The organism is Qiania dongpingensis (genome assembly GCF_014337195.1).
Classification (GTDB): domain Bacteria; phylum Bacillota; class Clostridia; order Lachnospirales; family Lachnospiraceae; genus Lientehia; species Lientehia dongpingensis.
Genome location: NZ_CP060634.1, coordinates 2885225 through 2910190, shown reverse-complemented (window position 1 = coordinate 2910190; position 24966 = coordinate 2885225). Strand labels below are relative to the sequence as shown.

The window sequence follows — 24966 nt, the reverse complement described above, 5'->3', positions numbered from 1 at the left end:
TTCCTTCCTCAGTCTTCCTGCCGGATCAGGCTGCTTATGCTGTCCTTAAAAAACGCCCGCGCTGTTATGACGACGGCTGCAAACGACAGAAATGCCGCTCCCACGAGCACCTTCATCCACTGCCAGAACCCCCAATATCCGTCCAGCATGAAAAAATATTCTGAACTTATCCTGACAAGCAGCATGGATACCGCCCACATGGCCGGTACCAAAGCAATAAACGGACGGATGAGTGACCAGAACAGCCTCTTCCTGGTACAGCCCGCAATCTGATAGAGCCCCGTGCGTTTTCGTTCCTCTCTGACCCGCATCAACATCCTCCCCGTTATCATGCCTGTCCCCATTATAGCAGAAAGTATCGTCAGAAGGGTAGAAAGAACCGATAAAAGAAGACGATACTGACGGTATTCCTCCATGAATCCCCGGCGGTCATCCAAATGCATCTCCGACAGCTTGCCGCTCAGTTTATACATGTTCTGCTTAAGCGTCCCTCCGTCTTCTCCATTGACTCCGTAAACACGGACGCGGGTATAGGTGCTGGGAAGACCTATCGCCTCAAAGGTATCATTAAGTCCCAGGAAGTTAAAAAACGGTTCCGGACGCATCGTATCTTCAAACCATCCAGCCCGGCACCGGATGACCGCGCCGATCCGAAATGTGAAATCCTGTCTCTTCACTTCATCTTCTGCAATCTTAGCCGTCACCTTTCCCCGAAGCTCCGGGTTCTCCGAATACAGGCGGAAGACATCAATGGTATCTCCCACATGATAATATCGGTTGCTGTACTGTCCCTCGCTTCCGTCATAAACTCCTTTTTCCAGATAGGAAATTGACATCGCACTGTTTTTTTGTCCGGTCCCGTCGTCATACTCCCACATCTCTGTCTGGATATCCGGGACCATCAGAATGATCTCTTTTCCCGTTCGTATTTTCTCCAGATCGATCTCCCCCTCCTCCACATAAGGGGCAAGGCTCAGAAGCTCTTCCTCTGAATATCCCTGCAGTCTGGATTCCTGATAGGATCCGTCAAGTCCGTATATCCTTTCCATTTCCTCATTGAAAGAAACCGTCTGGCTGGACAGCATGTCATCCTCCATCGCTTTCTGGTAGGGATCTTCTCTGTCCGCTTTCATATAAAGCTGGCTGCATTCCTTATATGCCAATACTTTTTGTATCCCTTCCTCTTTCCTAAGCGCTTCCACATCCTCTTCGCTCATCCCCAGATACGGTTCGTTATATACGGTATAAATATCATCGGGCCCTGATGTGCTGACACTCAGAGAGTTTCCGTTTTCATCCACATAGGAGGTATCATCGCTGATGGTATTCGCCAAAAATTCATAATCATAGTCCGTGGAGATTTTCCCGTAGAGCGGTACAGAAAGATTTCTGTTTTCATCTGCTTTCAGATAGCATAAGGAGCTGCCGTGCAGAAAAAAGATACAAATGAGAAGCAGACCAAGAAGCCCGCCGGCAATCAGACGCTTTTGTGTTCTGCGGCGGCGGAAGGATACTGCCTGTCCTTCCAGAATCTCCGTTCGAAAAAGCCGTACTGCCGGAAGGACACCTGACAAAAGAACAAGTACGCCGATCATAGCCGCCGCCCCGGCCATTCCCGCCGCGCTCACCCGGAATAAAAAAGGCATGGAGATCATCCTGCTTCCAAGACTGCATATCAGATATGCCCCGCCGATTCCCGCCAAGATCCCAATGGGCAAAGACAAAATATAAACCCAAAAAAGATCCAGATAAAGCAGAAATGGGATACTCGCTCCAGGTACTCCTAAAAGCCGGTACAGCCGCATTCTCTGTTCCAGTCTCGGAAGTCCCAGAAGCAATAGCTGGATCAGCAAAAGGGCCGCGCAGATATAGACCAGGTACAAGAGATAAGGGGGAACGGAAAACTGTTCGCTTTTTATGGCCATGTTCTGCACCAGCGCGTAGTCCTCCATATAGATATCGGAAGAAAAGACGTCCCTCAGCTCCATAAGAGTGCGATGGGATATCTGGATATCACTGGCTCCCTGCAAAAGTATTTTAAAATCCGTCTCAGAAAAGAACAGATCCGGCCTCTGCCTGTCAGCATCCGTCTGGTTTACATTTTCCACCCACAGCATCCCATAGTCATAAAGAATACCTGAGACAAGGTAACTCCTGCCCCTCCATTCCACACGGTCTCCAGGCTGAGGCTCCTCCTCCCATTCCTTCTGCAGGCTTTCCGTTATTACGACCGCCCCCTCTAAAGGCCAGGTTCCTTCCTTCAGCCTGAGGCGTCCCAGCTCTCTGGCCGTTTCATCGGCATATCCCACGGACAAAAGGCCGGAGGTACCTCCTGCGCCATAATAATCCGCTTCCTTTTTCTCCCGCTTCAAAAAAATCTGTTCCAGGCTCTTTTCCGCTTCATCCGCATCAAGGTTCGGACTCTGTTCTTTCCAGCACGCCAGGTCAGCGCTGTAAAGATTTCCCAGGCGCCGGATCTTTTGGATTTCTTTTTCATCCAGAAGCCCTTTCAGACTACCGTCGTTCATTCCCTCCAGGGCCGCGGTCCCAGCGAGGCTTCCTGCCGTTTCATTCCCATAAAAAATATCTGTGAACTCTCCATATAAGTCCTTTTTCTTTTCCTGCGCCGTATAAAACATGCTGTCTGTCACAGTTATAAAAAGCAGAGGCAGCGCTATACAAAGGGTCACTCCCAGAAGAAACACCCGGTAAGCGCCGCTTTTTACAACACCCTGAAGACTGTATCCAAGCATTTTTCTAATCTTCATACGTGCCCCCTTCTGTTTTCCTCTCCGCTGTCCGGCTGAACCATCCCGTCTTTTAGCCGTACGATCCGGTGCGCCATCCCCGCAGCCGCCATATCGTGAGTGACGATGACAAAGGTCTGTCCATATTTCTCATTGGAACGCAAAATGAATTTTAAAAGCTCCTGTCCCGCAGCTTCATCAATATTGCCGGTCGGTTCATCTGCCAGGATCAGATCCGGCTTCAAAAGCAGGGCCCGGGCGATAGCCGCCCGCTGCTGGCCCCCTCCGGAAAGCTGGTGGGGATAAAAGCCCAGCCGGTCTTCCAGATCCAGCATGGAGATCAGCTCTTCTTCGAAAGCCTTATCCTTCTTCTTTCCCGCCACATCAAGGGGAAACTGCAGATTCTGCCGAATGGTCATATCCGGTATCAGCTGGAATTTCTGAAATATGAATCCTATCCGTTCCCGGCGGAATTTCGTCCTCCTGCTGTCGTTCATTTCATAAAGCGGACTGCCGTCCAGAAGGACCCTTCCTTTTGTCGGCGGCTCTAATCCTCCCATCATATGGAGAAGGGTCGTTTTTCCTGATCCGCTTTTTCCTACTATGGCGGTGATCTCCCCTTTCCAGATGGATAGATTTACTTGATCCACGCTTTTTACAAGTGCCTCTCCATCTCCATAATATTTGGACAGCCCCTCTGTCCTTATGATCTCCGATCCCATGCTCTCCTGTTTGAATCCTGTATGACTCTTCATACGCTCCCTCCTCATAACCTCTTTTCTTAATCATGTCAAAAACATCCGGTCTGTCACACCTTTTCAGGAAAATAAAAATAAGAAAGCCGCAGCCGCTTGCTTAAGCGCTGTGGCTTTCTTAAATGCCATTTCTCCTATCTGTATATTTCCCGGCAATATCTGGCGACACCATTCCGTCCGTGAACCTTCGTCTCATAAAGGGCCCTGTCGGCATTTTTGTAGATGGTCTCAAAATCCCTCCCATCATCTTGCTTTTATTGTACTCATATCAGATAACTTTTTCAAGACGGAGACTCTGCGGAAAACGGATTTCCTTATACCGGATTGGAATACCCCATCAGGCTCTCATCCACCTCTCTGGCCACTTCACGTCCTTCCCGTATGGCCCACACCACCAAAGACTGTCCTCTGTGCATATCACCGGCGGCAAAAACATGCCGGATGTTTGTCTGATGCTTTCCCGGTTCCGTCTTTACGTTCGTCATTCCGTCAACGGATACCCCAAAAGCCTTTGTGACATATTCCTGACTTCCCAAAAATCCGGCGGCAATCAATACCAAATCCGTTTCTACTTCTTTTTCACTGCCTTCCACCGGAACCATTGCCATCCTTCCGCTTTTCGAATCCTTCTTTCCTTCCAGCTTCACAAGAACGGCCTTCTTCAGGTTTCCCTTGGCATCCGGAATAAATTCCTTAACCGTGGTCTGATAAAGCCTGGGATCATGTCCAAACCTGGCGATAGCCTCCTCCTGTCCGTAATCGGTCTTCAACACCCTCGGCCATTCCGGCCATGGATTGCTGTCAAGCCGTTTTTCCGGCGGCTTCGGCATTATTTCCAACTGAATGACTGACGCACAGCCATGGCGGATGACTGTCCCCACACAATCGTTCCCAGTATCTCCGCCTCCTATGACCATGACCTTTTTTCCTTTTGCACTTATATATTTCTCATCTTCCAGATTGGAATCCAACAAACTCTTGGTCGTAGATGCCAAAAAATCTACCGCAAAATAAATACCCCGGGAATCGCGTCCCGGCGCCTTGATATCCCTTGGATTTGAGGCTCCGCAAGCAAGCACCACACTGTCGAACTGCTTCATCACATCAATGGCCTTATAGTTCACTCCGATATCGGCGCCAGTCACAAATTCCACGCCTTCCTTTTCCATGATATCGACTTTCCTGTCAATGACCCATTTTTCCAGTTTCATATTGGGAATCCCATACCGGAGTAATCCTCCGACGCGGTCCTTTCTTTCAAAGACCGTGACCTGATGTCCTCTTTTGTTTAAAAGATCTGCCGCGGTAAGGCCAGAGGGCCCGGAACCCACAACTGCGATACGTTTTCCTGTCCTCACTTTAGGAGGCTCTGGCTTCACATAGCCGTTTTCATATGCCGTCTCTATGATGCTTCTCTCATTTTCTTTAATGGAAACAGGCGGACCTGCCAGGTTGCAGGTGCATGCCGCCTCACAAGGAGCCGGGCAAACCCGGCAGGTGAACTCTGGAAAGCTGTTGGTCTTGCGAAGTCGATAATAGGCCTGCTCCCAGTTCCCACAATAAACAAGATCATTCCATTCCGGAATCAGATTATGTAAGGGGCAGCCCGACACCATTCCGTTAAACAGTACTCCGGACTGACAGAACGGCACACCGCAATCCATACATCTGGCTCCCTGAAGCCGCTGGCTTTTCACCGGCAGTGATCTGTGAAATTCACGGAAATTCCGAACCCTTTCCTCCGGCGGCATCACCTCTCCTGTTTCTCTTTCATATTCCAAAAAACCAGTAGGCTTCCCCATCTCAATGTCCTCCTTCCTCATCGCCCTTTGCGTTCACAAAGAACGCTTCTATCTGCGCCTGCTCGCTGCTGAGTCCCTTTTCTTCCATCTGTATGATAGTATTGAGCATACGTTTATAGTCATATGGTATTATCTTTTTAAACCGAGGCAGATACTCCCCAAAATGGTCCAGTATTTTCTTTCCTCTGGCAGAATTTGTATAAGCCACATGATCCTGGATCATTTTCTTCAATTCCAGAACATCATATTTATTCGTCAGTTCTTCCATGGAGACCATCTCCCTGTTGAGTCTGCGATACAGATCATTTGCCTCATCCAATACATAGGCAATCCCTCCGCTCATACCTGCCGCAAAATTCTTTCCCGTTTTCCCAAGGACCACGACACGGCCTCCTGTCATGTATTCACAGCCGTGATCCCCTACGCCTTCCACCACGGCGGAGGCGCCTGAATTACGGACACAGAAACGCTCTCCTGCCAGACCGTTAATATAGGCTTTTCCACCCGTGGCGCCATACAGAGCCACATTTCCGATGATGATATTGTCCTCTGCCGAAAAGCGTGCGCCTTGAGGAGGATAGATAATCAATTTACCGCCGGAAAGCCCCTTTCCAAAATAGTCGTTGCTGTCGCCCGCCACCTCCAATGTGAGACCGGAAGGAATAAACGCCCCAAAGCTTTGTCCTCCGCTGCCGCTGCATTTTATAATAAAAGAATCTTCCGGCAGTCCCTCCGGACAGCGTCTTGTGATCTCCGAGCCAAAAATGGTGCCAAAGGTTCTGTCCGTATTTTTAATATCTATTTCAATACTCTTTTTCTGTCCCATCTCCAGTGCCGGCAGGAGCTTCTTCATCAATACTCTCTCATCGGCCGTTTTCTTAAGCATAAAATCATATTCTTTTTTCTTATGATAACCGGCCAATTTGTATCCCACATAGGGATTGTTAAGAATCGCCGATAAATCCACAGTTGCGGCACGTTCAAAATCAAATTCCCGCTTCATTTTCAGAAGGTCAGTCCGTCCCACCAGCTCATCCACAGTGCAGACCCCCAGTTTAGCCATGTATTCACGAAGCTCCTGGGCAACAAATTTCATAAAATTGATGACATATTCCGGTTTTCCTCGAAATCTTTTTCTCAGCTTTGGATTCTGAGTAGCCACTCCCACCGGGCAGGTATCCAAGCTGCACACTCTCATCATAACACATCCCATGGTCACCAGAGGCGCAGTTGCAAATCCAAATTCCTCCGCGCCAAGCATTGCGGCTACCGCCACGTCACGGCCATTCATCAGCTTTCCGTCTGTCTCCAGGATCACCTTATCCCGCAAATCATTCATGATCAGAGTCTGATGAGTCTCCGAAAGCCCCAGTTCCCAAGGAAGTCCTGCATTATAAATGGAATTTCTGGGCGCAGCACCGGTTCCGCCGTCGAATCCGGATATCAAGATAACCTGAGCGCCGGCTTTCGCCACTCCTGCCGCCACCGTCCCCACACCTGCTTCCGATACCAGCTTTACAGAGATTCTGGCATTTTTATTGGCATTTTTTAAATCATAGATCAACTGTGCCAAATCCTCTATGGAATAGATATCGTGATGGGGCGGGGGAGAGATCAGACTCACGCCCGGAGTGGAATGTCTTGTTTTCGCTACCCACGGATAGACCTTTTTCCCGGGAAGCTGTCCGCCTTCTCCCGGTTTCGCCCCCTGCGCCATCTTTATCTGGATTTCATCCGCGCTTACCAGAAAACGGGATGTCACGCCAAAGCGGGCAGATGCCACCTGTTTAATGGCCGAACAGCAGTCTTTCCCTGCCACTCCCTTCGTATCCAGACGCTCCAGCGCTTCACCGCCTTCGCCGGTATTGGATTTTCCATGAATGGCGTTCATGGCCAGCGCCAGGGTTTCGTGGGCCTCCTGCGAAATAGATCCATAAGACATGGCTCCTGTCTTAAATCTCTTTACAATGGAATCTACACTTTCCACTGCTTCGACCGACACACCCTTTTGGGGGAAATTAAAATCCAGAAGCCCGCGAAGATTCAGTGGGTTCTTTTCTTCGTGGAGCATCTCTGAATATTCCTTAAACATCTCATAATCTCCTGTCCTCGTGGATTCCTGAAGGAGATGAATGGTCTTGGGATTGTACAAATGTTCTTCTTTTCCGGAACGGGATTTATGGCTTCCCACACTTTCCAGGGTTAGGTCTACTTGAAGGCCTAGAGGGTCGAAGGCCGCCGAATGAAGGGCGTCCACATCCGCCGCGATATCCTTCAGAGTGATTCCTCCCACCCGGCTCACTGTATTGGTAAAATACCGGTCTATCACCTCTCTGCTGATGCCTATGGCCTCGAAAATCTGAGACCCCTGATAGGATTGAATGGTAGAAATCCCCATTTTAGAGGCAATTTTCACAATGCCATGAAGGACCGCCAGATTATAATCATCTACCGCAGCATAATAATCCTTGTCAAGCATACCGGATTCAATTAGATAATGAATAGATTCATGAGCAAGATATGGATTAATGGCACACGCCCCATAGCCCAGCAGTGTGGCAAAATGATGGACTTCTCTGGGCTCCCCGCTTTCCAGGATCATGGCTACGGAAGTACGCTTCTTGGTCTTCACCAAATGCTGCTGCAGTGCGGAAACGGCCATTAGAGAAGGAATCGGCACATGATTTTCATCAATTCCCCTGTCTGAAAGAATCAGAATATTCGCTCCGTTCCTGTGCGCCCGATCCACTTCCAAAAACAAATGGTCGATTGCCCGTTCTAAAGACGTATTTTTATAATAGATAATAGGAATCACCGCAGGCTTCAATCCGGGAATCTTCATATTTTTTATTTTCAAAAGATCCGTATCGGTGAGAATCGGGTTGTTCACCTTTAAAATCCTGCAGTTTTCTGGAACCTCCTTTAAAAGATTTCCGTCACATCCTATATATACCGCCGTAGAGGTTACAATTTCTTCCCGAATGGCGTCAATGGGCGGATTTGTCACTTGCGCGAATAACTGTTTAAAATAATTGAACAGCGGCTGATGCTGCTTGGAAAGAACCGCCAGCGGACTGTCTGCCCCCATTGAGGATACCGCCTCTGCTCCATCTCTGGCCATGGGAAGAATCATAGTCTTATACTGTTCGTAGGTATATCCATATGCTTTCTGAAGTTTTGCCCGTTCTTCCTCTGTAAAGCCGGGAACCTTCTTATTGGGAATTTTAAGGTTTCCAAGCTTTACCAGATTGCTGTCCAGCCATTCCCCATAGGGCTTTTTGTCTACAAAACGGCCTTTCAGAGTATCGTCGTCCACCACCTCGCCCCTGACTGTATCAATCAAAAGCATCTTTCCCGGCCGGAGTCTCTCTTTTCTCGATACTTTTTCCGTCGGAATTTCCAGAGCTCCCACTTCCGATGCAAGAATCACATATCCGTCATTCGTAACATAATACCGTGATGGGCGAAGGCCGTTCCGGTCCAGAACCGCTCCTAAAATATCCCCGTCGCTGAACACGATGGAAGCCGGCCCATCCCAAGGTTCCATCATTGTGGCATAATATTGATAGAAATCCTTTTTTTTCTGACTCATATATTTATCATTAGCCCAGGGCTCCGGGATAGTGATCATTACGGCAAGTGGCAGTTCCATACCACTCATCACAAGAAACTCCAGTGTATTGTCGAGCATGGCCGAATCTGAACCCGATTGATTTACCACCGGAACCACCTTAAGCATTTCTTCCTTTGTAAATTCAGATTCCATATTTTCCTCACGGGCCAGCATTCGGTCCACATTCCCGCGGATGGTGTTGATTTCTCCGTTATGCACGATCAGGCGATAAGGATGCGCGCGCATCCAGCTGGGAGTGGTATTTGTACTGAATCTGGAATGGACTACGGCAATGGCGGATTCAAAATTCTGAGACTGCAAATCCACAAAAAACAGGCGCAGCTCTTTCACCAGAAACATTCCTTTATAAACAATAGTACGGCTGGACAAAGAGACTACATAGGTATTATCGTTACTCTGTTCAAATACACGTCTGGCCACATAAAGCTTCCGATCAAAATCCACCCCTGTTTCCACTTCTTCCGGTTTCTGTATGAAACATTGTTCGATACATGGCATACAATCCAATGCCTTTTTTCCCAATATGGAAGAATTCGTTGGAAGCTTTCGCCATCCCAGGAATTCCATTCCTTCTTTTTCCACTATGATTTCAAACATCTTCCTGGCCTGGTTCCTGGCTAGCTCATCCTGAGGAAAAAAGAACATGCCTATACCGTACTCTCTCTCTCCGCCCAGAGCGATACCGCACTCTGCCGCCGCTTTTTTAAAAAACCTATGGGAAATTTGCAGCAGGATTCCCACGCCGTCACCCGTCTTTCCCTCCGCATCTTTTCCGGCTCTGTGTTCCAGGTTCTCAACGATTTTCAGCGCATTTTCCACGGTCTGATGCGTCTTGATTCCTTTAATGTTCACCACAGCTCCTATGCCGCAATTGTCATGCTCAAAGCTTTCATCATACAAACCGGGACGCCGCTTGTTTTTTACCGCCTGTTTTCTATCCATAATCTGTCTCCTCTCTTCCGGCAATGCCTTCATAAAAGAAAAGGAGCACAGCAGATACAGACTAAATTTTGTCTGTATCTACAGCACTCCGTTGTGCCACTTAAAATATGGCGATTCCGTTCTCATTTATGAAGTTATACACATCAGTAACTTGTGTTTTATCATACAATCATTTATTCCGTTTGTAAATAAAAACTTTTTATTGAATAGTCAGTTAATTTCAAACCTCCCTTGTGTGCTTCCTGCCCGGTGGTTTTTTCTTTCATGGAACGCACTTTCCTATGATATAAAAAGACGAACTGCCCAACCCCGCCGGCAGTTCGCCATTTATCTTTTTATCACAATCTGACCTTTATTTTACAAGAGCCACTGTCTCTCTCATGATCGCCAGTTCTTCGTTGGTGGGCACCACAGCGACCTTCTTTGCTGAATCGTCTGCAGAAATCACCACTTCTTTGCCACGGCTGTTATTCTTTGCCGCATCGATCTTTACGCCCAGGTATCCGAGATATTCACATACCTTTTCACGGATCAGAGGAGCGTTCTCGCCAATGCCGGCCGTAAACGCAATGGCATCCACACCGTTCATGGCAGCCACATAAGAGCCTACTATCTTAGCCACGCGGTAACAGAAAATATCGATGGCGTCTGCCGCCAGCTGATTGCCGTCTGCCATGGCTTCCTCCAGATCGCGGAAGTCGCTGGAGAGGCCTTTGGTCAGGCCGAATACGCCTGATTTCTTATTCAGGATATTCAGCATCTCACTGACTGTCTTATTCTCTTTATTGCAGATATATTCTACCACAGCCGGATCGATATCGCCGGAGCGCGTTCCCATCACAAGTCCCTCCAATGGAGTCAGGCCCATGCTGGTATCCACACATTTACCGTTTTTCACTGCACTGATGGACGCGCCGTTGCCCAAATGGCAGACAATGACCTTGGAATTATCCGCATCGAGGCCGAGGAATTTAATCGTCTCTTTGGACACAAAGCTGTGGGAGGTTCCATGGAACCCATATTTCCGGATATGGTATTTCTCATAATATTCGTAGGGAAGTCCATACATAAACGCTTTGGTGGGCATCGTCTGGTGGAAAGCCGTATCAAAAACTGCTACATTGGGCTTTCCGGGCATCAGCTTCTGGCAGGCATAAATACCTTTCAGGTTGGCCGGATTATGGAGAGGGCCCAGATCACAGCACTCTTCGATGACATCCACAACAGCCTGGTCGATGACACAGGACTCCGTAATCTTCGCTCCGCCATGCAGCACGCGGTGTCCGATGGCGTCCACCTCATCCAGGGACTTCATAACTCCGGTCTTTGCGTTTACAAGCGCGTCCAGAACCATCTGAATCGCCTCTGTATGAGTGGGCATAGGCGCCTCTGTCACTTCTTTTTCCCCGCCTGCCGGCTGATAGATCAGACGGCCGTCTATGCCGATCCTCTCGCACAGGCCCTTTGCCTGAACCTGCTCTGTTTCGGAATCAATCAGCTGATATTTCAGAGAAGAGCTTCCGCAATTGATAATCAATACATTCATGAATTTGTACCCTCCTAAATTAATAATCCTCTTTTTTGTGAAAAACACAGATTATCTTTATTCTATCGCGTTCCTTGCCCTGTGTAAAGTGCAATTCTCCCCGATCATGTTTTTATTTCGGTACGCTTCCCGCCCTTTCTTCCCTTTTAGAAAAAATACAGCCGCAGTAATTCTGCCGGTAAAGGCCAAATTCCTTTGAAAGCTCTATGGAACGCTTATATCCCTCCCGCTTTTTAAAATCGGAAGGCAGATAAGAAACCCCATATTCCTCTGCCAGGGCCTCCCCGATCTCCATAAGCTTCCCGGCGTTTTTAAGCGGGCTTATGGACAAGGTGGTACAAAAATAGTCATATCCGCCCTTCCGAGCCATGGAAGCCGCCTGCCGGAGCCGGAGTTCATAGCAGCCAAAGCACCGTTCGCCTCCCTCCGGGACGTGCTCCATCCCCTTGGCCATTTGGTAAAAGGCATCCGGATCATAGCTCCCCTCCACAAACTCAATGGGAAAAGAGCCGCTTCTTTCTGAAAGCTCCCGGATCAGACGCTTCTGCTCCTCCACCCTCTTCCGGTATTCCTCCTCCGGACTGATATTGGGATTATAATAAAAAACGGTAATGGAGAAATAACGGGACAGATATTCCAGCACATAGCTGGAGCACGGCGCGCAGCAGCTGTGCAGAAGCAGACTCGGCGCCTCTTTCTTCATCCTCTCCAGGAGTGTGTCAAGCTCCTTCTGATAGTTTCTCATGATCCATTCCTTTCTGAATTTCAAACTTTCCTAATGAAACAAAACGCTGCCCGGATCATTCCGGGCAGCTTGGTCTTTTGCCTGCTTCTACAGAAAATCTCTGATACGCTTGCTCCTCACAGGATTACGCAGCTTCCTGAGGGCTTTCGCCTCTATCTGCCGGATGCGCTCCCTGGTGACATTGAACTCCTTGCCAACCTCCTCCAGAGTACGGGGATGCCCGTCTTCCAAGCCGAAGCGCAGGACGATGACCTGGCGCTCCCTTTCCTTTAAATCCTCCAGAAGCGTATCAATATGTTCTCTGAGCATCACAGATTCCACATTTCCTTCTGGTGTGACCGCATTGCTGTCCGCAACGAAATCCCCCAGATTGGAATCGTCCTCTTCTCCGATGGGAGTTTCCAAGGAGGCCGGTTCTCTGGCAATCTGCATGATCTCCATGACTTTCTCTTCCGTCATATCCAGAGCGCCCGCCAGCTCGGTCACTGAGGGCTCATATCCCAGCTCAAGAGTCAGCTTCCTCTGCATCTTCGACATTTTGTTGATGGTTTCCACCATATGTACCGGAACACGGATAGTCCTGGCCTGATCTGCCAGCGCCCTTGTCACCGATTGCCGGATCCACCACGTCGCATAGGTACTGAGCTTGTACCCTTTTGTATAATCAAATTTTTCAACGCCCTTTATAAGCCCCAGGTTTCCTTCCTGGACCAGATCCAGAAAGCTCATACCGCGGCCCGTATAGCGTTTAGCAATGCTGACCACCAGCCTCAGGTTCGCCTCGATCAGACGTTCCTTCGCCACCTGGTCTCCTTCCGCCTTTCGTTTCGCCAGTTTCAGTTCTTCTTCTGCCGTCAACAGCGGGACTGTGCCAATTTCCTTCAGATACATCCGAACCGGATCTTCCGTACCGATGCCATCCAGAAAATCAATGGCATCCAAGTCAATCTCTTCTTCCTCTTCTTCTTCCAATGTGAAAGCGTCATCATCCGCGTCCAGGACCATGTCTTCATCGATGGTCAGTTCATCATTCATCACGCGCAGTACGTCTATCCCATTGTTCTCGAGGTATGTAATGATATCTTCAATCTGCTCAACGGTCAGATCCGCTCCCGCGAAAAAGTCATTGATATCATTCATATCCAGAGTGGACTTCTTGCTCTTACCCAGTTCTACAAGTTTCAGTAAATCTTCACTAAACTTTCCTTTTTCCACTTGCTAACGTCCTTTCGCACACACTTCTCCACGCTAATTTTTAATTATACAAGCTTTTTCTACAAAAGTAAAGCCAAGATTTCATTTTTCCTGTGTTTTCCTGAATATCTATTTCAATTTTCCAAATTACGACTGCGTTTTCTTTTTTGGCGGCATATGGGTCATCTTCATGATCTGTATAGCCCGGCAATGGTTATCAATGACGACTTCTTTTCTCTTTCCGCCAAATTCTCCGTCCAGCACCCATTCCACCGGTTCTTCAAACTGGAATTTCACATGGGAAGCCATAAAATGTCTCACCAGCTTTGATTTATGGCCGTTCTGCAAAAGACTGGCCACCACGTCCGGAAGCTGGAGTATGTTCTGAGGGTTTTCCACTAAAAGCACCTCAAATCTGCCGTCGTCCAGCCTGACATTCCTGCCGTTCAGCCCTTTAAAGCCTGCTATCTGATTGGCGTTGCTGACCATCCCGACGAGTACGTCCCCCTCGTAGAAATCCGTCTCCGTCTCCATGGTGATGTGCTGTGCCTTTATACCTCCCAGGCTCTTTGCCGCTTCCAGAATGTAGGCGGGATGGCCTAAAACCGCCTTAAACTCTCTGGGAGTCTTATAAGGCACATCCGTAAAAGCTCCGAAAGCCGCCACGTAGGTGAAATAGCTCTCGTTGAATTTTCCGATATCCACGGGACAGGCGGTGCCCATCACAATGCTTTCCGCCGCCTGGATCATGTTCCTGGGTATTTTATGGCTGGCCGCGAAATCGTTGGTCGTGCCGGCGGGAATATAACCGATATAAGGTTTCTTATCCATCCCCATAACACCGGAGACAACTTCATTCAGAGTACCGTCTCCCCCACTTCCCACAATCAAATCCATGCCATATCCACGTTCTTCTACCACTCGCCTTGCATCCAGTGTCCTCTGGGTCACATGGATCTCCACTTGATACCCGGCCTTCACAAAAACATCCAGGATGTCCATAAGCTTAGTCCGAATCTGTGCTTTGCCTGACAGCGGGTTGAAGACGAACAGCATCTTCTTATCCATACTGTAGAACCCTGCCTTTCCACCACAACGGCAGCCGCCGTTTTACTCACGATCTGTCTGAATCATCTTTATACATAGGTAGATTCTACTCTTTTCCGACTTTGACGTCAATCTTTTCACGAAAATTTTATGATTCGGCACTTAATACGGCTTCTTTCATTTTCTTCACATATGCGGCCACCGGCTCAATGCTGTCTTTTCCGTACTCTGCCACCAGCTTTACAATGGCGCTGCCCACGATAGCCCCGTCGGAAACAGCCGCCATCCGTTTTGCCTGCTCCGGCGTGGATATCCCAAAGCCCACCGCACAGGGCACCTTTGCCTCCTGTTTCACAGCCTTCATCATGGAGCCTATGTCCGTCTGGATCTCGTTTCGAACGCCGGTCACTCCCATGGAAGAGACACAATATAAAAATCCCTTCGCCTCCCTGGCTATCATGGCGATCCTTTCATGGGAAGTAGGCGCGATCAGAGAGATCAGATCAACGCCAAACCGTTCACACTCCGGCAGAAGCTCCTCTTTTTCTTCATAAGGAAGATCCGGCACGATCAGACCGTCAAGGCCTACTTCCTGACATCTCCTCATGAACCGTTCTTTTCCGTAGGTATAAATGGGATTGATATAGGTGAGGAACACCAAGGGAATCTGTGTGGTCTTCCGTACTTTTTTCACCAGATCGAACAGTCCGTCCGTCGTGCAGCCCGCCGAAAGGGCGCGCTGGTTGGCGTCCTGGATCACGATTCCTTCTGCGATAGGATCAGAAAAAGGCACTCCTATCTCAATGAGGTCCGCACCGGCCTCCGCCATCGCGTAAATCAGCTGCTCCGTCACATCCAGCTCAGGATCTCCCCCCGTCACAAATGGAATGAACGCCTTTCCGTTTTTAAAAGCCTCCGCTATCCTACTCATATATATTCACCCCCCTGTATCTTGCAATAGCCGCCACATCCTTATCGCCCCGTCCGGATATATTGATGACAATGATCTTCTCTTTATCCATGGTCGGAGCCAGCTTTCTCGCATATGCCACCGCATGAGCGCTTTCCACAGCCGGAATGATGCCTTCTGTCCTGGAAAGATATTCAAAGGCGCTTACCGCCTCTTCATCGGTCACCGGCACATACTGAGCTCTTCCGGTCTCATGGAGCATCGCATGCTCCGGTCCGATCCCCGGATAGTCAAGCCCGGCAGAGATGGAGTATACCGGTGCGATCTGTCCGTATTCATCCTGACAGAAAAGAGATTTCATCCCATGGAAGATACCGGTGCTCCCATTGGCAATGGTCGCGGCATTTTTAGGATTATCCACTCCAAGGCCGGCCGCCTCACACCCGATCAGCTTCACCTGTTCATCGGGAATGAACTCGTAAAAGGCTCCCATGGCGTTGCTCCCGCCGCCTACGCAGGCAATGACCGCGTCCGGAAGCTTCCCTTCCTTTTCCATAAGCTGTTCTTTGATCTCTTTTCCGATCACCTTCTGAAAATCCCTCACGATCATCGGAAAGGGATGCGGTCCCATTACAGATCCCAGAACATAGAGCGTATCGTCCACTCTTCTGGTCCACTCTCTCATGGTCTCATTGACGGCGTCCTTAAGCGTCATCGTGCCGCTTTTCACCGGATGTACCTTGGCTCCCAAAAGCTCCATCCGATATACGTTTAGCACCTGCCGGTCCGTGTCTTCCTTTCCCATGAAGATTTCACATTCCATTCCCATGAGCGCCGCCGCCGTCGCAGTCGCCACGCCGTGCTGTCCCGCTCCTGTTTCGGCAATGACGCGGGTCTTCCCCATTTTCTTGGCCAAAAGCACCTGCCCCAGCACATTATTGATCTTATGGGAACCGGTATGATTTAAATCCTCTCTTTTTAAATAAATTTTTGCGCCGCCCAAATCCTTCGTCATTTTCTCTGCATAATAGAGCAGTGAAGGGCGCCCCGCATAATTTTTAAGGAGCTCGTCAAGCTCCCGGTTGAACTCCGGATCCTTTTTATAGTGCTCGTAAGCGGCGTCCAGTTCCTTCACCGCATTCATAAGCGTCTCCGGAATATACTGGCCGCCGTACTGTCCGTACCTGCCTTCTTTCATAGTTCCTTTCCTCCTGTTCTTCTTCCGGCCCCTCCGCCCGCTGCGTACCCGCCGCGGGCGGCTTTTAAAAAGGCCTCTACTTTTTTGATATCTTTATATCCGCCGCTCTCCAGACTGCTGGAGACATCCACGCCATAAGGGCGATATCGGCAGACGGCCTCCGCCACGCTTTCTGTCCTCAGTCCTCCTGCCAGGAAATATGGCTTCCTCAGACTTGGAATCAGCTCCCGGTCAAAGGCTTTCCCACTTCCACCGTATGTCCCTTCCGTATAGGTATCCAAAAGAAGATAGTCACAGGGAAGCTGTTCTGCCGAAAGTACCTGTTCCCGGCTCTTCACCCGTACTGCCCGGATGACCGGCACATGGGTCATATTCCGCAGCCGTTCCATATATTCCCGGTCCTCTTCTCCATGAAGCTGTACCATGTCAATGACACCGTCCCGGCACAGGCCGGCCACCTGCTCCGGCTCTTCATCAACAAAAACTCCCACCGCCCTGATTTCCGGATTCAGAAGAGTTTTCAGCCGCTCTGCCGTATTCCGGTCCACCTGCCGGCTGCTCTTCGCAAAAACGAATCCGATAAAATCCGGTTTGAAGCGGTTGGCCATCTGAATATCCTCCGGTCGTCTCAAACCGCAGATTTTCACTTTTACACCGTCTGTTTTTTCCATATCTGCTCCGCCTGCCTTATATTTGTCCGCGGTCAGAGCCTTCTGTCATTTCTTCGCCTCTCAGCCGTTTCAGCATGCCCGCCTTATCCGCACTTCTCATAAAGGTCTCTCCGATCAGCACTCCATTAACCTTTGCATCCCGGAGTACCTGGATATCCGAAGCGTCCCGGATCCCGCTCTCTGCCACGAACAGTATTTCTTCCGGCACCAGGCTCCGAAGCCTCTCGCTGTTATGAATATCCACCTCAAAGGTCCGGAGGTCTCTGTTATTCACTCCGATCATCCTGGCTCCCGCGTCCAGCGCCATCCGGATCTCCGTTTCGTCATGGGCCTCCACCAGAGCGGACAGACTGAGAGAGTCACAGATATGCAGGTATTGCTTCAATCTGTCTGCATCCAGGAGCGCACAGATCAGCAGCACACAGGAAGCACCTATGGTCTTTGCCTGATAGATCTGATATTCATCCACGGTAAAGTCCTTCCGGATGATCGGAAGCGGGACGGTTTCCGCGATCGCCGCCAGATATTCATTTTTTCCCAGAAAGTATTCCGGCTCCGTCAGCACGGAGATACAGGCGGCTCCCGCCTTCTCGTATTCCTTTGCTATCTGCACATAAGGGAAATTTTCTGCGATGACCCCTTTTGAAGGAGACGCCTTTTTCACCTCACAGATAAAGTTAATGTCCTGTTTTCTGAGGGCTTCTTCAAAGGGAAAGGATTTCTGGTCCTCCGTCAGAAATAACGCCCTCTTTTTCATTTCCTCCAGCGACACTCTTTCCTTCTCTCTCATAACCCGTATCCTGGAGCTTTCCGCCAGCTTATCTAAAATCATGCCAAACCTCCGTCAATTCTCATTTGAGAGCCGTATGAACGCTTCCAGCTGCTCCCTGGCCTTTCCGCTGTCGATCAGTTCTTCTGCCAGCTTCACAGCTTCCAAAAGACTCACATCGTCCTTCACCATATAGATACAGGCGGCAGAGTTTAAAACCACGGCGTCCCGTTTGGGTCCTTTTTTTCCATCCAGGATCTCTCTGGCAATCTGTGCATTATCCGCCGGCTCTCCGCCCACCAGGTCCTCCGGCCTGCACTTTTTAAGCCCCACCTGCTCCGGCTCCAATATATAAGAAGTAATGGCCCCGTCCCGCAGTTCACAGCAGACAGTCGGTGCGCTCAGGGATATTTCGTCTATCCCGTCCTGTCCGTGCACGACAATCCCCCGTTTGACGCCCAGCTTTAACAGCACCTGGGCGAGAGGCTCTACCAGCTTTTCATCATAAACTCCCAAAAGCTCAAAATTAGCTCCCGCCGGATTTGCCAGCGGCCCCAGGATGTTGAAAATAGTGCGGATGCCCAGCTCCTTCCTGACCGGCGCCACAAACCGCATGGCGGTGTGATAAGTCTGTGCGAACATGAAGCACAAGTTGATCTTCCCCAGAATGGCCGCACTCTTCACAGGGCTGATGGCAATGTTCACACCCAGAGCCTCCAGGACATCCGCCGCCCCGCATTTGCTGGATACGCTCCGGTTGCCATGCTTCGCCACCGGAATCCCCGCAGCTGACACTACCAGGGAAGAAACCGTGGAAATATTGAAGGTATTGGCCTCGTCGCCTCCGGTTCCCACGATCTCCAGCACATCCATATTGTGCAGCAATCGGGTACAGTGTTTTCTCATTCCGGCCGCGCAGGCAGTAATCTCCTCGATGGTCTCTCCCTTCATCCGCAGCCCCGTCAGAAACGCGCCCATATGGATCTGGGATGCTTCCCCGTCCATGATCTCATCCATCACCTGCTCAGCCACCTCATAGCTGAGGTCATTGCCGTTCACCACTTCATAAATCGCTTCTTTTATCATGTCCTCTCCTTCTTTCCGCCAAAATCTCTGTCAAATATGCTGTGATCTAAGCTTTCGCTGGTCAATGTTCAGGAAATTTTCCATCATCTTTTTTCCGTTCGGCGTGAGCACCGATTCCGGATGGAACTGCATGCCGTACAGAGCAAAATCCCTGTGCTCCACCGCCATCACTTCCCCGTCCTCTGCCTCTCCTGTCACCAGAAGCTTTGCCGGCAGAGAAGCCTTTTCCACCGCCAAAGAATGATAGCGGGCCGCCTTCTCCGTCCCGGAAAGTCCCGCAAAAATCGGGGATTTCGTGTCAAGCTTTATCCTACTCTGTTTTCCGTGCATCAGTTCCTTTGCGTAGGTTATTTTCGCCCCCAGCGCTTCACAGATTGCCTGATGTCCTAAACAAACTCCGAGAATAGGAATCTCTCCCATGAAGCGCTTCACCACGTCCTCACAGATTCCCGCGTCTTTCGGGCGGCCCGGCCCCGGAGATAGTACGATATGGCTTGGTTTCCACGCTCCGATCTCCTCCGCCGATGCTTCATCATTCCGGGTGATCCGGATCTTTTCCAGGCTGACGGAGCCTATTAGCTGCACCAGATTATAAGAAAAGCTGTCGTAGTTATCAATCAGCAATATCATGCTCACACCTCCCCGGCCATGCGGATGGCCTCTATTACCGCCCCGGCTTTGTTGGAGCACTCTTCATATTCCCGCTCCGGCACACTGTCAGCCACGATTCCGGCCCCAGCCTGTACATAGACCCTTCCGCCTTTTTTCACTGCCGTCCGAATGGCGATGCACACATCCAGATTACCTGAAAAATCCATATATCCAATGGCTCCGCCATAGATTCCCCTCGCTGCCGGCTCCAACTCTTCTATGATCTCACAGGCCCGGAATTTCGGCGCGCCGGACAAGGTGCCGGCCGGCAGAAGAGCCGGTATGGCGTCGCATCCGTCCATGCCGCCTTTCAGCTTTCCCGTGACCACAGATGCAATATGCATGACCTTGGAAAACCGGTGGATACACATATAATCCTCCACCTTCACTGACCCATATTCTGAAATCTTTCCGATATCATTTCTGGCCAAATCCACCAGCATATTATGTTCTGCCCGCTCCTTCTCATCGGCCATCAGCTCTTCCTCGAGTCTCCTGTCCTCTTCCGGCGTCCTGCCCCGCTTCCTGGTTCCTGCCACCGGAAAGGTCGTAAGCTCTCCGTCTATGAGCTTCACCATGGTTTCCGGAGAAGCCCCTGCTATTTGTACGTCATCGCTTTGGATGAAGAACATATATGGAGAAGGATTGGTGGTGCGCAGCACGCGGTAGGCATTCATCAGGCTTCCCTCATATTCCGCCTCAAACCGTCTGGATATCACGCCCTGGAAAATATCTCCTTCCTTAATATAATGCTTTGTCTTTTCCACCATGGCACAGTAATCCTTTTTGTTTATGTTGCAGGCAAATTCCGGCGGTTCCCTCTTCGGCTCCTCCGGCAAAGGTATTTCACTCTGTATCAGATGGATGATCTTCTCTATTTCCAGCACTGCCGCATTGTATCCCTGTTCTCCTTCTTCCGTCTTCGCATTCACTACTACGCAGATTTTCTGTCTCAGATGGTCATAGGCGATCACTTTATCAAAAAGCATCAAATCAAAATCCTGGAATTCACTCTCCTTAAATTTAAGCTTTTTCTCCGCATACTGAAGCATTTCATAAGAAAAATATCCAACAAAGCCTCCGGTGAAAGAGGGCATCCCCTCCAGCCTGGGCGCCCGGTATTCTTTTAGAAGTCCTCTCAGCACCTCCATCGGCTCTCCGGGAATCCGGTTTTCTATCTCTCCGCTTTTAACCGTCACACCCCCATCCTCGCAGACTGCGTGCAGCAGCGGATGAAATCCAAGAAATGAGTACCTTCCCCACCGTTCTCCTCCCTCTACGCTTTCCAGAAGATAGTAGTGTTTATCCAGCTGTGCGAGCTTTCGCAGCAATGTGATCGGCGTAATGACGTCTGCAAATATCTCCCTGCAGATCGGCACCAGGCTATAGCCGTCCCGATATTTTTTCGCCTCTTCGTATGTTGGTGTGATCATGGCTCTCCTCCTGTCTGATGATGGGTCTGCAAAGTTCCTTATTAAAAGGGATGATACAAAATACTTTTTGGAATCATTTTTCATTAGCTCCAATCAGGATCCAGACTGACACCGGCAGAAGTTCCGAGCCGTCACGATTTCGGTTCGCTGGCGATGCAGGGGCTGCTTTATCCCCACTTCAGAAGTACCGCTCACATGTCGCCGGGAAATCCGGATGATTTTCCGTCTCCGGTTCGCTCAGAAACGGAATCCGTATTTCCGTTTCTGCCTCCCTCCGTCTGGGGAACACCAGCCGCTGCCCTGCGGCGCTCACCTTTAGGCCGGCCCGGAATCTTTCTGCCGGTGCCCTCTTAGCCGCACTATACTAGATAAAATTCATTTCTTAGATTCCAGAAAAGGATCGGATTTCTTCCTGTCTCATCTGATTCATAAGACAAATTTGTTTTATAAGTATTCAAAGGTATACAAAAAAAGCTTCTGCCCCTTAAAAGGGACAAAAGCTTATGATCTGCTTCTGCGATACCACCCTGATTGATGCACTGCATCCTCTCTGTCACATACCATCATATGTGCCTCGTTGATAACGGATGAGGTCCCCGTCGAAGCCTACTGCCTGTACAGGGGTTCGGCCCGCCCTCCCAAGTCCATTCAGTCCGTTCCAAAATGCTGCTTCTCAGCTGTGGCAGCTCTCTGTGATTTCTTTCCCGGCTTACTTCTCTTGGTCATCGGTTTCTGGCTGTTATTCCATTGAATCTCGATAACTATGTTTCATAGTATAATCACTTCTTTTCCATTTGTCAATGAAAAACTTTCTATAAAACCCGGATGATACTGGATATTTTTTGGATCACCGACATCCCGCCGAGGACAGTCACCGCATCCCGGAAATGATATTCCTTGACCAAATCCGTCACAATCGCCAGCTCCGCAAAGCCATCCTGGGTATTTTTCTGTATCAGCTTTGAGATGCTCACTGCGTTGTTCCCAAAGACTCCGGCGATGGTGGCCAGGACGCCAGGCTTATCCTCTGCATGAAGCCTCATGAAGTATTTGCTTTCCACATCTCCTATGGCCTTGACTGGAAGCTCCCGGTAGCAGCTGCAGCCGATCCTTCCGCAGCATCCCCATTCAATATCCCGCAGAATATCGATGACGTCGCCCACTATGGCGCTGGCCGTGGGCATCTCTCCGGCTCCTCTTCCATAAAACATAGCGTCATCCACTGCATCTCCGTGGACAAACACCGCATTAAAAGCGTCTTTCACAGATGCCAGAGGATGTCCGCTGGGTATTAACATCGGATGCACTCTGGCCTCGATACCGTTATCCGTGTTCTTCGCCACTCCTAAAAGCTTGATATCACACCCCAGCTCTTTGGCATACTGGATATCCTTAGCGTTTATCTTTGAAATCCCCTCTGTATAGACGTCTTCAAAGACCACTCGGGAGTGAAACGCGATGGAAGCCAGTATCGCCACCTTCCTGCCCGCGTCATATCCCTCCACATCAGCCGTAGGATCTGCCTCCGCGTACCCAAGCTCCTTTGCCACTCTCAGGGCATCCTCAAACTCCATGCCGTCATCTGTCATCTTTGTCAGTATGAAGTTCGTTGTCCCATTGAAGATTCCCATGATATCGCTGATCTCATTGCCTGCCAGACACTGCTTCATGGGGCGGAGAATCGGTATTCCGCCGGCGACTGCGGCTTCAAACAGAAAATCACAGCCGTTGTCCTTCGCCGCCTCCAAAAGCTCCTTTCCTCTGGACGCGATCAGATCCTTATTGGCTGAGACCACATGCTTCCCGGCCCGAAACGCCTCCATGATGATGGTGCAGGCCGGCTCCATTCCTCCCATCACTTCTATGATCACGGAGATAGACTCATCCTCTACGATCTCTCTCCAATCATCGGTGAGCAGTTCCCGGCCGACCTTCTTCTCGGCCTTTTCCAAATTCCTGACCAGAATCTTCGCGATCTCTATCTCCACGCCGGCTTTACTCGGCATTTCCTGTTTTCTCCGCTCCAGCAGCTTATATACGCCGGATCCTACGGTTCCCAGCCCTAATATGGCGATCTTAACCTTCTTCATTTACGCCTCCGTTTCTGTGTTCTTGTTCATAGAGTGTTCTATCCTGATTGTATGTACCTTCCAGCCATTTGTCAATGGGAAAGGAGATTCCGCCGCCTGGATTCCCTCCTATTCTCCGGACAAAATTAGGAATAAAAAGTCAATAAAATTAATACCTAATTTTTTAAATATTCTTCCATTAAAATACATAAAATCGCCAAAAAAACAGAACAGGGATTGCCTTATTTTCAAAATGCTGTTAAAGTATACTATAATCTTTTAAAGACCGGTATCTAAGGCAGGCAATGTATATTCTAAAGGAGGTTTTTCTATGTCCGACGATGAAAGATTCAACCCCGTAGACTTTGAGTTTGACACCCGTTTAGATCAGTTGGTGGAATACTGTAAGAACTCCAATCACATAGATTTGAATCTCTATACAGAATACGACGTAAAACGCGGTCTCCGTGATTCCAACGGCAAGGGTGTCCTGACAGGTCTCACCGAAATATCCGACGTTATCGCATTTGACGTCATCAACGGCCGGAAGATCCCGGCCAACGGACGCCTTTATTATCAGGGCTACAATGTCAAAGATCTGATCAATGGCTTTCAGGACCGTAAATTCGGTTTTGAGGAGACTACATATCTGCTCCTATTCGGCAGTCTCCCCACCCACGCTCAGATGGATGAGTTTCTGGAGCTGATGGGCCACTTCCGGAACCTTCCCGACACCTTCGTGCGTGACATCATTATGAAGGCTCCGAGCAAAGATATCATGAACTCGCTGCAGAAAAGTGTCCTCACCCTGTATACCTACGACAGAAATCCGGACGACGTTTCCATCCCCAATGTATTAAAGCAGTCCCTCCATCTGATCGCCCAGTTTCCTTTGATTTCCGTATACGCTTATCAGGCATACCGCCACTATCATCTGGACGAAAGCCTGGTCATACGGAATCCCAAGCCTCAGCTCTCCACTGCGGAGAACATTCTCCGGCTGCTTCGTCCCGACGGAAAATATACGGAACTGGAGGCAAAGGTACTGGATGTGGCACTTGTCATCCACGCCGAACACGGCGGCGGGAACAATTCTTCCTTCACTACCCATGTCGTGTCCTCCACCGGCACCGACACCTACTCAGCCGTTACAGCTTCTCTCGGTTCCCTGAAAGGCCCGAAGCACGGCGGAGCCAATCTGAAGGTGCAGAATATGTTCGCTGATCTGAAGAAAAATATTCCCGACTGGTCCGACGAGGATGCAATCCGTGAATATCTCCAGATGCTGATCAACAAAGAGGCGTTTGACCGGAGCGGACTGATTTATGGCATCGGCCATGCCGTATATACCAAATCCGATCCCCGCGCCGTCATTCTAAAAAAATATGCCAAGGCGCTCTCCGAGGAAAAAGGCCGAACGGAGGAATATAAACTCTACACTACCGTGGAGCGGCTGGCCTGTCAGCTCCTGTCAGAGCAGAAACAGCTGCACAAAGCCATCTGTGCCAACGTGGACTTTTACAGCGGCTTCGTTTATAACATGCTGGGTCTTCCCAATGAACTCTTCACTCCCATATTTGCCATCTCCCGTATCTCAGGCTGGTGCGCGCACCGGATCGAAGAACTGGTGAACTCCAGCAAGATCATCCGCCCTGCTTATAAATATGTGGGACAGCATCACAGTTATGTGGCCCTGGATGACCGGAAATAACGACAAATAACGGGTATGCCTTATGATTTAAGGCATACCCGTTCTGCGTCTCTCTG

Annotated in this window: 18 protein-coding genes and 1 other annotated feature; of the genes, 1 reads left to right on the top strand and 17 read right to left on the bottom strand. The window is 49.7% G+C overall.

Annotated features, from left to right (window positions below; all coding sequences use genetic code 11):
- Positions 1-8 precede the first annotated feature (8 nt).
- The 17 genes from H9Q78_RS13630 to H9Q78_RS13555 all read right to left on the bottom strand — a co-directional run bounded on the left by H9Q78_RS13630 (position 9) and on the right by H9Q78_RS13555 (position 23220).
- Positions 9-2768, bottom strand: a complete 2760-nt coding sequence (locus tag H9Q78_RS13630) for an ABC transporter permease family protein (protein ID WP_249302464.1) — start codon at positions 2766-2768, stop codon at positions 9-11.
- Positions 2765-3502 (bottom strand): ABC transporter ATP-binding protein, encoded by a 738-nt coding sequence (locus H9Q78_RS13625; protein WP_249302463.1) that lies wholly within the window; start codon positions 3500-3502, stop codon positions 2765-2767. Before H9Q78_RS13625 ends, H9Q78_RS13630 begins: the two co-directional genes overlap by 4 nt.
- Positions 3503-3816: 314 nt before the next feature.
- Entirely contained in the window at positions 3817-5304 is a 1488-nt protein-coding gene (locus H9Q78_RS13620) for a glutamate synthase subunit beta (RefSeq protein WP_249302461.1), read from the bottom strand.
- Between the two features lies 1 nt (position 5305).
- Positions 5306-9880: a glutamate synthase large subunit gene (gene gltB, locus H9Q78_RS13615; RefSeq protein ID WP_249302459.1), complete on the bottom strand. Its 4575-nt coding sequence runs from the start codon at positions 9878-9880 to the stop codon at positions 5306-5308.
- A 352-nt stretch (positions 9881-10232) separates the two neighbouring features.
- Positions 10233-11426 carry an acetate kinase gene (locus H9Q78_RS13610; protein ID WP_249302457.1) on the bottom strand — a complete coding sequence of 398 codons (1194 nt, stop codon included), beginning with the start codon at positions 11424-11426 and terminating at the stop codon, positions 10233-10235.
- A 112-nt stretch (positions 11427-11538) separates the two neighbouring features.
- Positions 11539-12171 (bottom strand): epoxyqueuosine reductase QueH, encoded by a 633-nt coding sequence (locus tag H9Q78_RS13605; RefSeq protein ID WP_249302456.1) that lies wholly within the window; start codon positions 12169-12171, stop codon positions 11539-11541.
- Positions 12172-12258: 87 nt separating this feature from the next.
- Entirely contained in the window at positions 12259-13386 is a 1128-nt protein-coding gene (rpoD, locus tag H9Q78_RS13600) for an RNA polymerase sigma factor RpoD (RefSeq protein WP_147597619.1), read from the bottom strand.
- 126 nt (positions 13387-13512) lie between these two features.
- Entirely contained in the window at positions 13513-14433 is a 921-nt protein-coding gene (locus H9Q78_RS13595; protein WP_249302455.1) for a diacylglycerol/lipid kinase family protein, read from the bottom strand.
- A gap of 127 nt (positions 14434-14560) precedes the next feature.
- A complete protein-coding gene (gene trpA, locus H9Q78_RS13590) occupies positions 14561-15343 on the bottom strand; it encodes a tryptophan synthase subunit alpha (RefSeq protein WP_249302454.1) in 783 nt (260 codons plus the stop codon).
- Positions 15336-16520: a tryptophan synthase subunit beta gene (gene trpB, locus H9Q78_RS13585; RefSeq protein WP_249302446.1), complete on the bottom strand. Its 1185-nt coding sequence runs from the start codon at positions 16518-16520 to the stop codon at positions 15336-15338. Before trpB ends, trpA begins: the two co-directional genes overlap by 8 nt.
- On the bottom strand, positions 16517-17191 hold the full coding sequence (locus tag H9Q78_RS13580) for a phosphoribosylanthranilate isomerase (protein WP_249302445.1): 675 nt from the start codon (positions 17189-17191) through the stop codon (positions 16517-16519). Before H9Q78_RS13580 ends, trpB begins: the two co-directional genes overlap by 4 nt.
- 16 nt (positions 17192-17207) lie before the next feature.
- Positions 17208-18023 (bottom strand): indole-3-glycerol phosphate synthase TrpC, encoded by an 816-nt coding sequence (gene trpC / locus H9Q78_RS13575; RefSeq protein WP_249302443.1) that lies wholly within the window; start codon positions 18021-18023, stop codon positions 17208-17210.
- 12 nt (positions 18024-18035) lie between these two features.
- Positions 18036-19046: an anthranilate phosphoribosyltransferase gene (trpD, locus tag H9Q78_RS13570; protein ID WP_249302442.1), complete on the bottom strand. Its 1011-nt coding sequence runs from the start codon at positions 19044-19046 to the stop codon at positions 18036-18038.
- A 30-nt stretch (positions 19047-19076) separates the two neighbouring features.
- Positions 19077-19676 (bottom strand): anthranilate synthase component II, encoded by a 600-nt coding sequence (locus H9Q78_RS13565; RefSeq protein ID WP_249302439.1) that lies wholly within the window; start codon positions 19674-19676, stop codon positions 19077-19079.
- Positions 19677-19678: 2 nt separating this feature from the next.
- Positions 19679-21130: an anthranilate synthase component I gene (gene trpE / locus H9Q78_RS13560; protein ID WP_249302437.1), complete on the bottom strand. Its 1452-nt coding sequence runs from the start codon at positions 21128-21130 to the stop codon at positions 19679-19681.
- 178 nt (positions 21131-21308) lie between these two features.
- Positions 21309-21443 carry a hypothetical protein gene (locus tag H9Q78_RS14510; protein WP_283245052.1) on the bottom strand — a complete coding sequence of 45 codons (135 nt, stop codon included), beginning with the start codon at positions 21441-21443 and terminating at the stop codon, positions 21309-21311.
- A gap of 173 nt (positions 21444-21616) precedes the next feature.
- Positions 21617-21865, bottom strand: a binding site (T-box leader).
- A 77-nt stretch (positions 21866-21942) separates the two neighbouring features.
- Entirely contained in the window at positions 21943-23220 is a 1278-nt protein-coding gene (locus H9Q78_RS13555; RefSeq protein ID WP_249302436.1) for a homoserine dehydrogenase, read from the bottom strand.
- A 310-nt stretch (positions 23221-23530) separates the two neighbouring features.
- On the opposite strand from H9Q78_RS13555, the gene H9Q78_RS13550 reads away from it, so the two are divergent.
- Positions 23531-24910: a citrate/2-methylcitrate synthase gene (locus H9Q78_RS13550; protein ID WP_249302434.1), complete on the top strand. Its 1380-nt coding sequence runs from the start codon at positions 23531-23533 to the stop codon at positions 24908-24910.
- Positions 24911-24966: the final 56 nt, after the last annotated feature.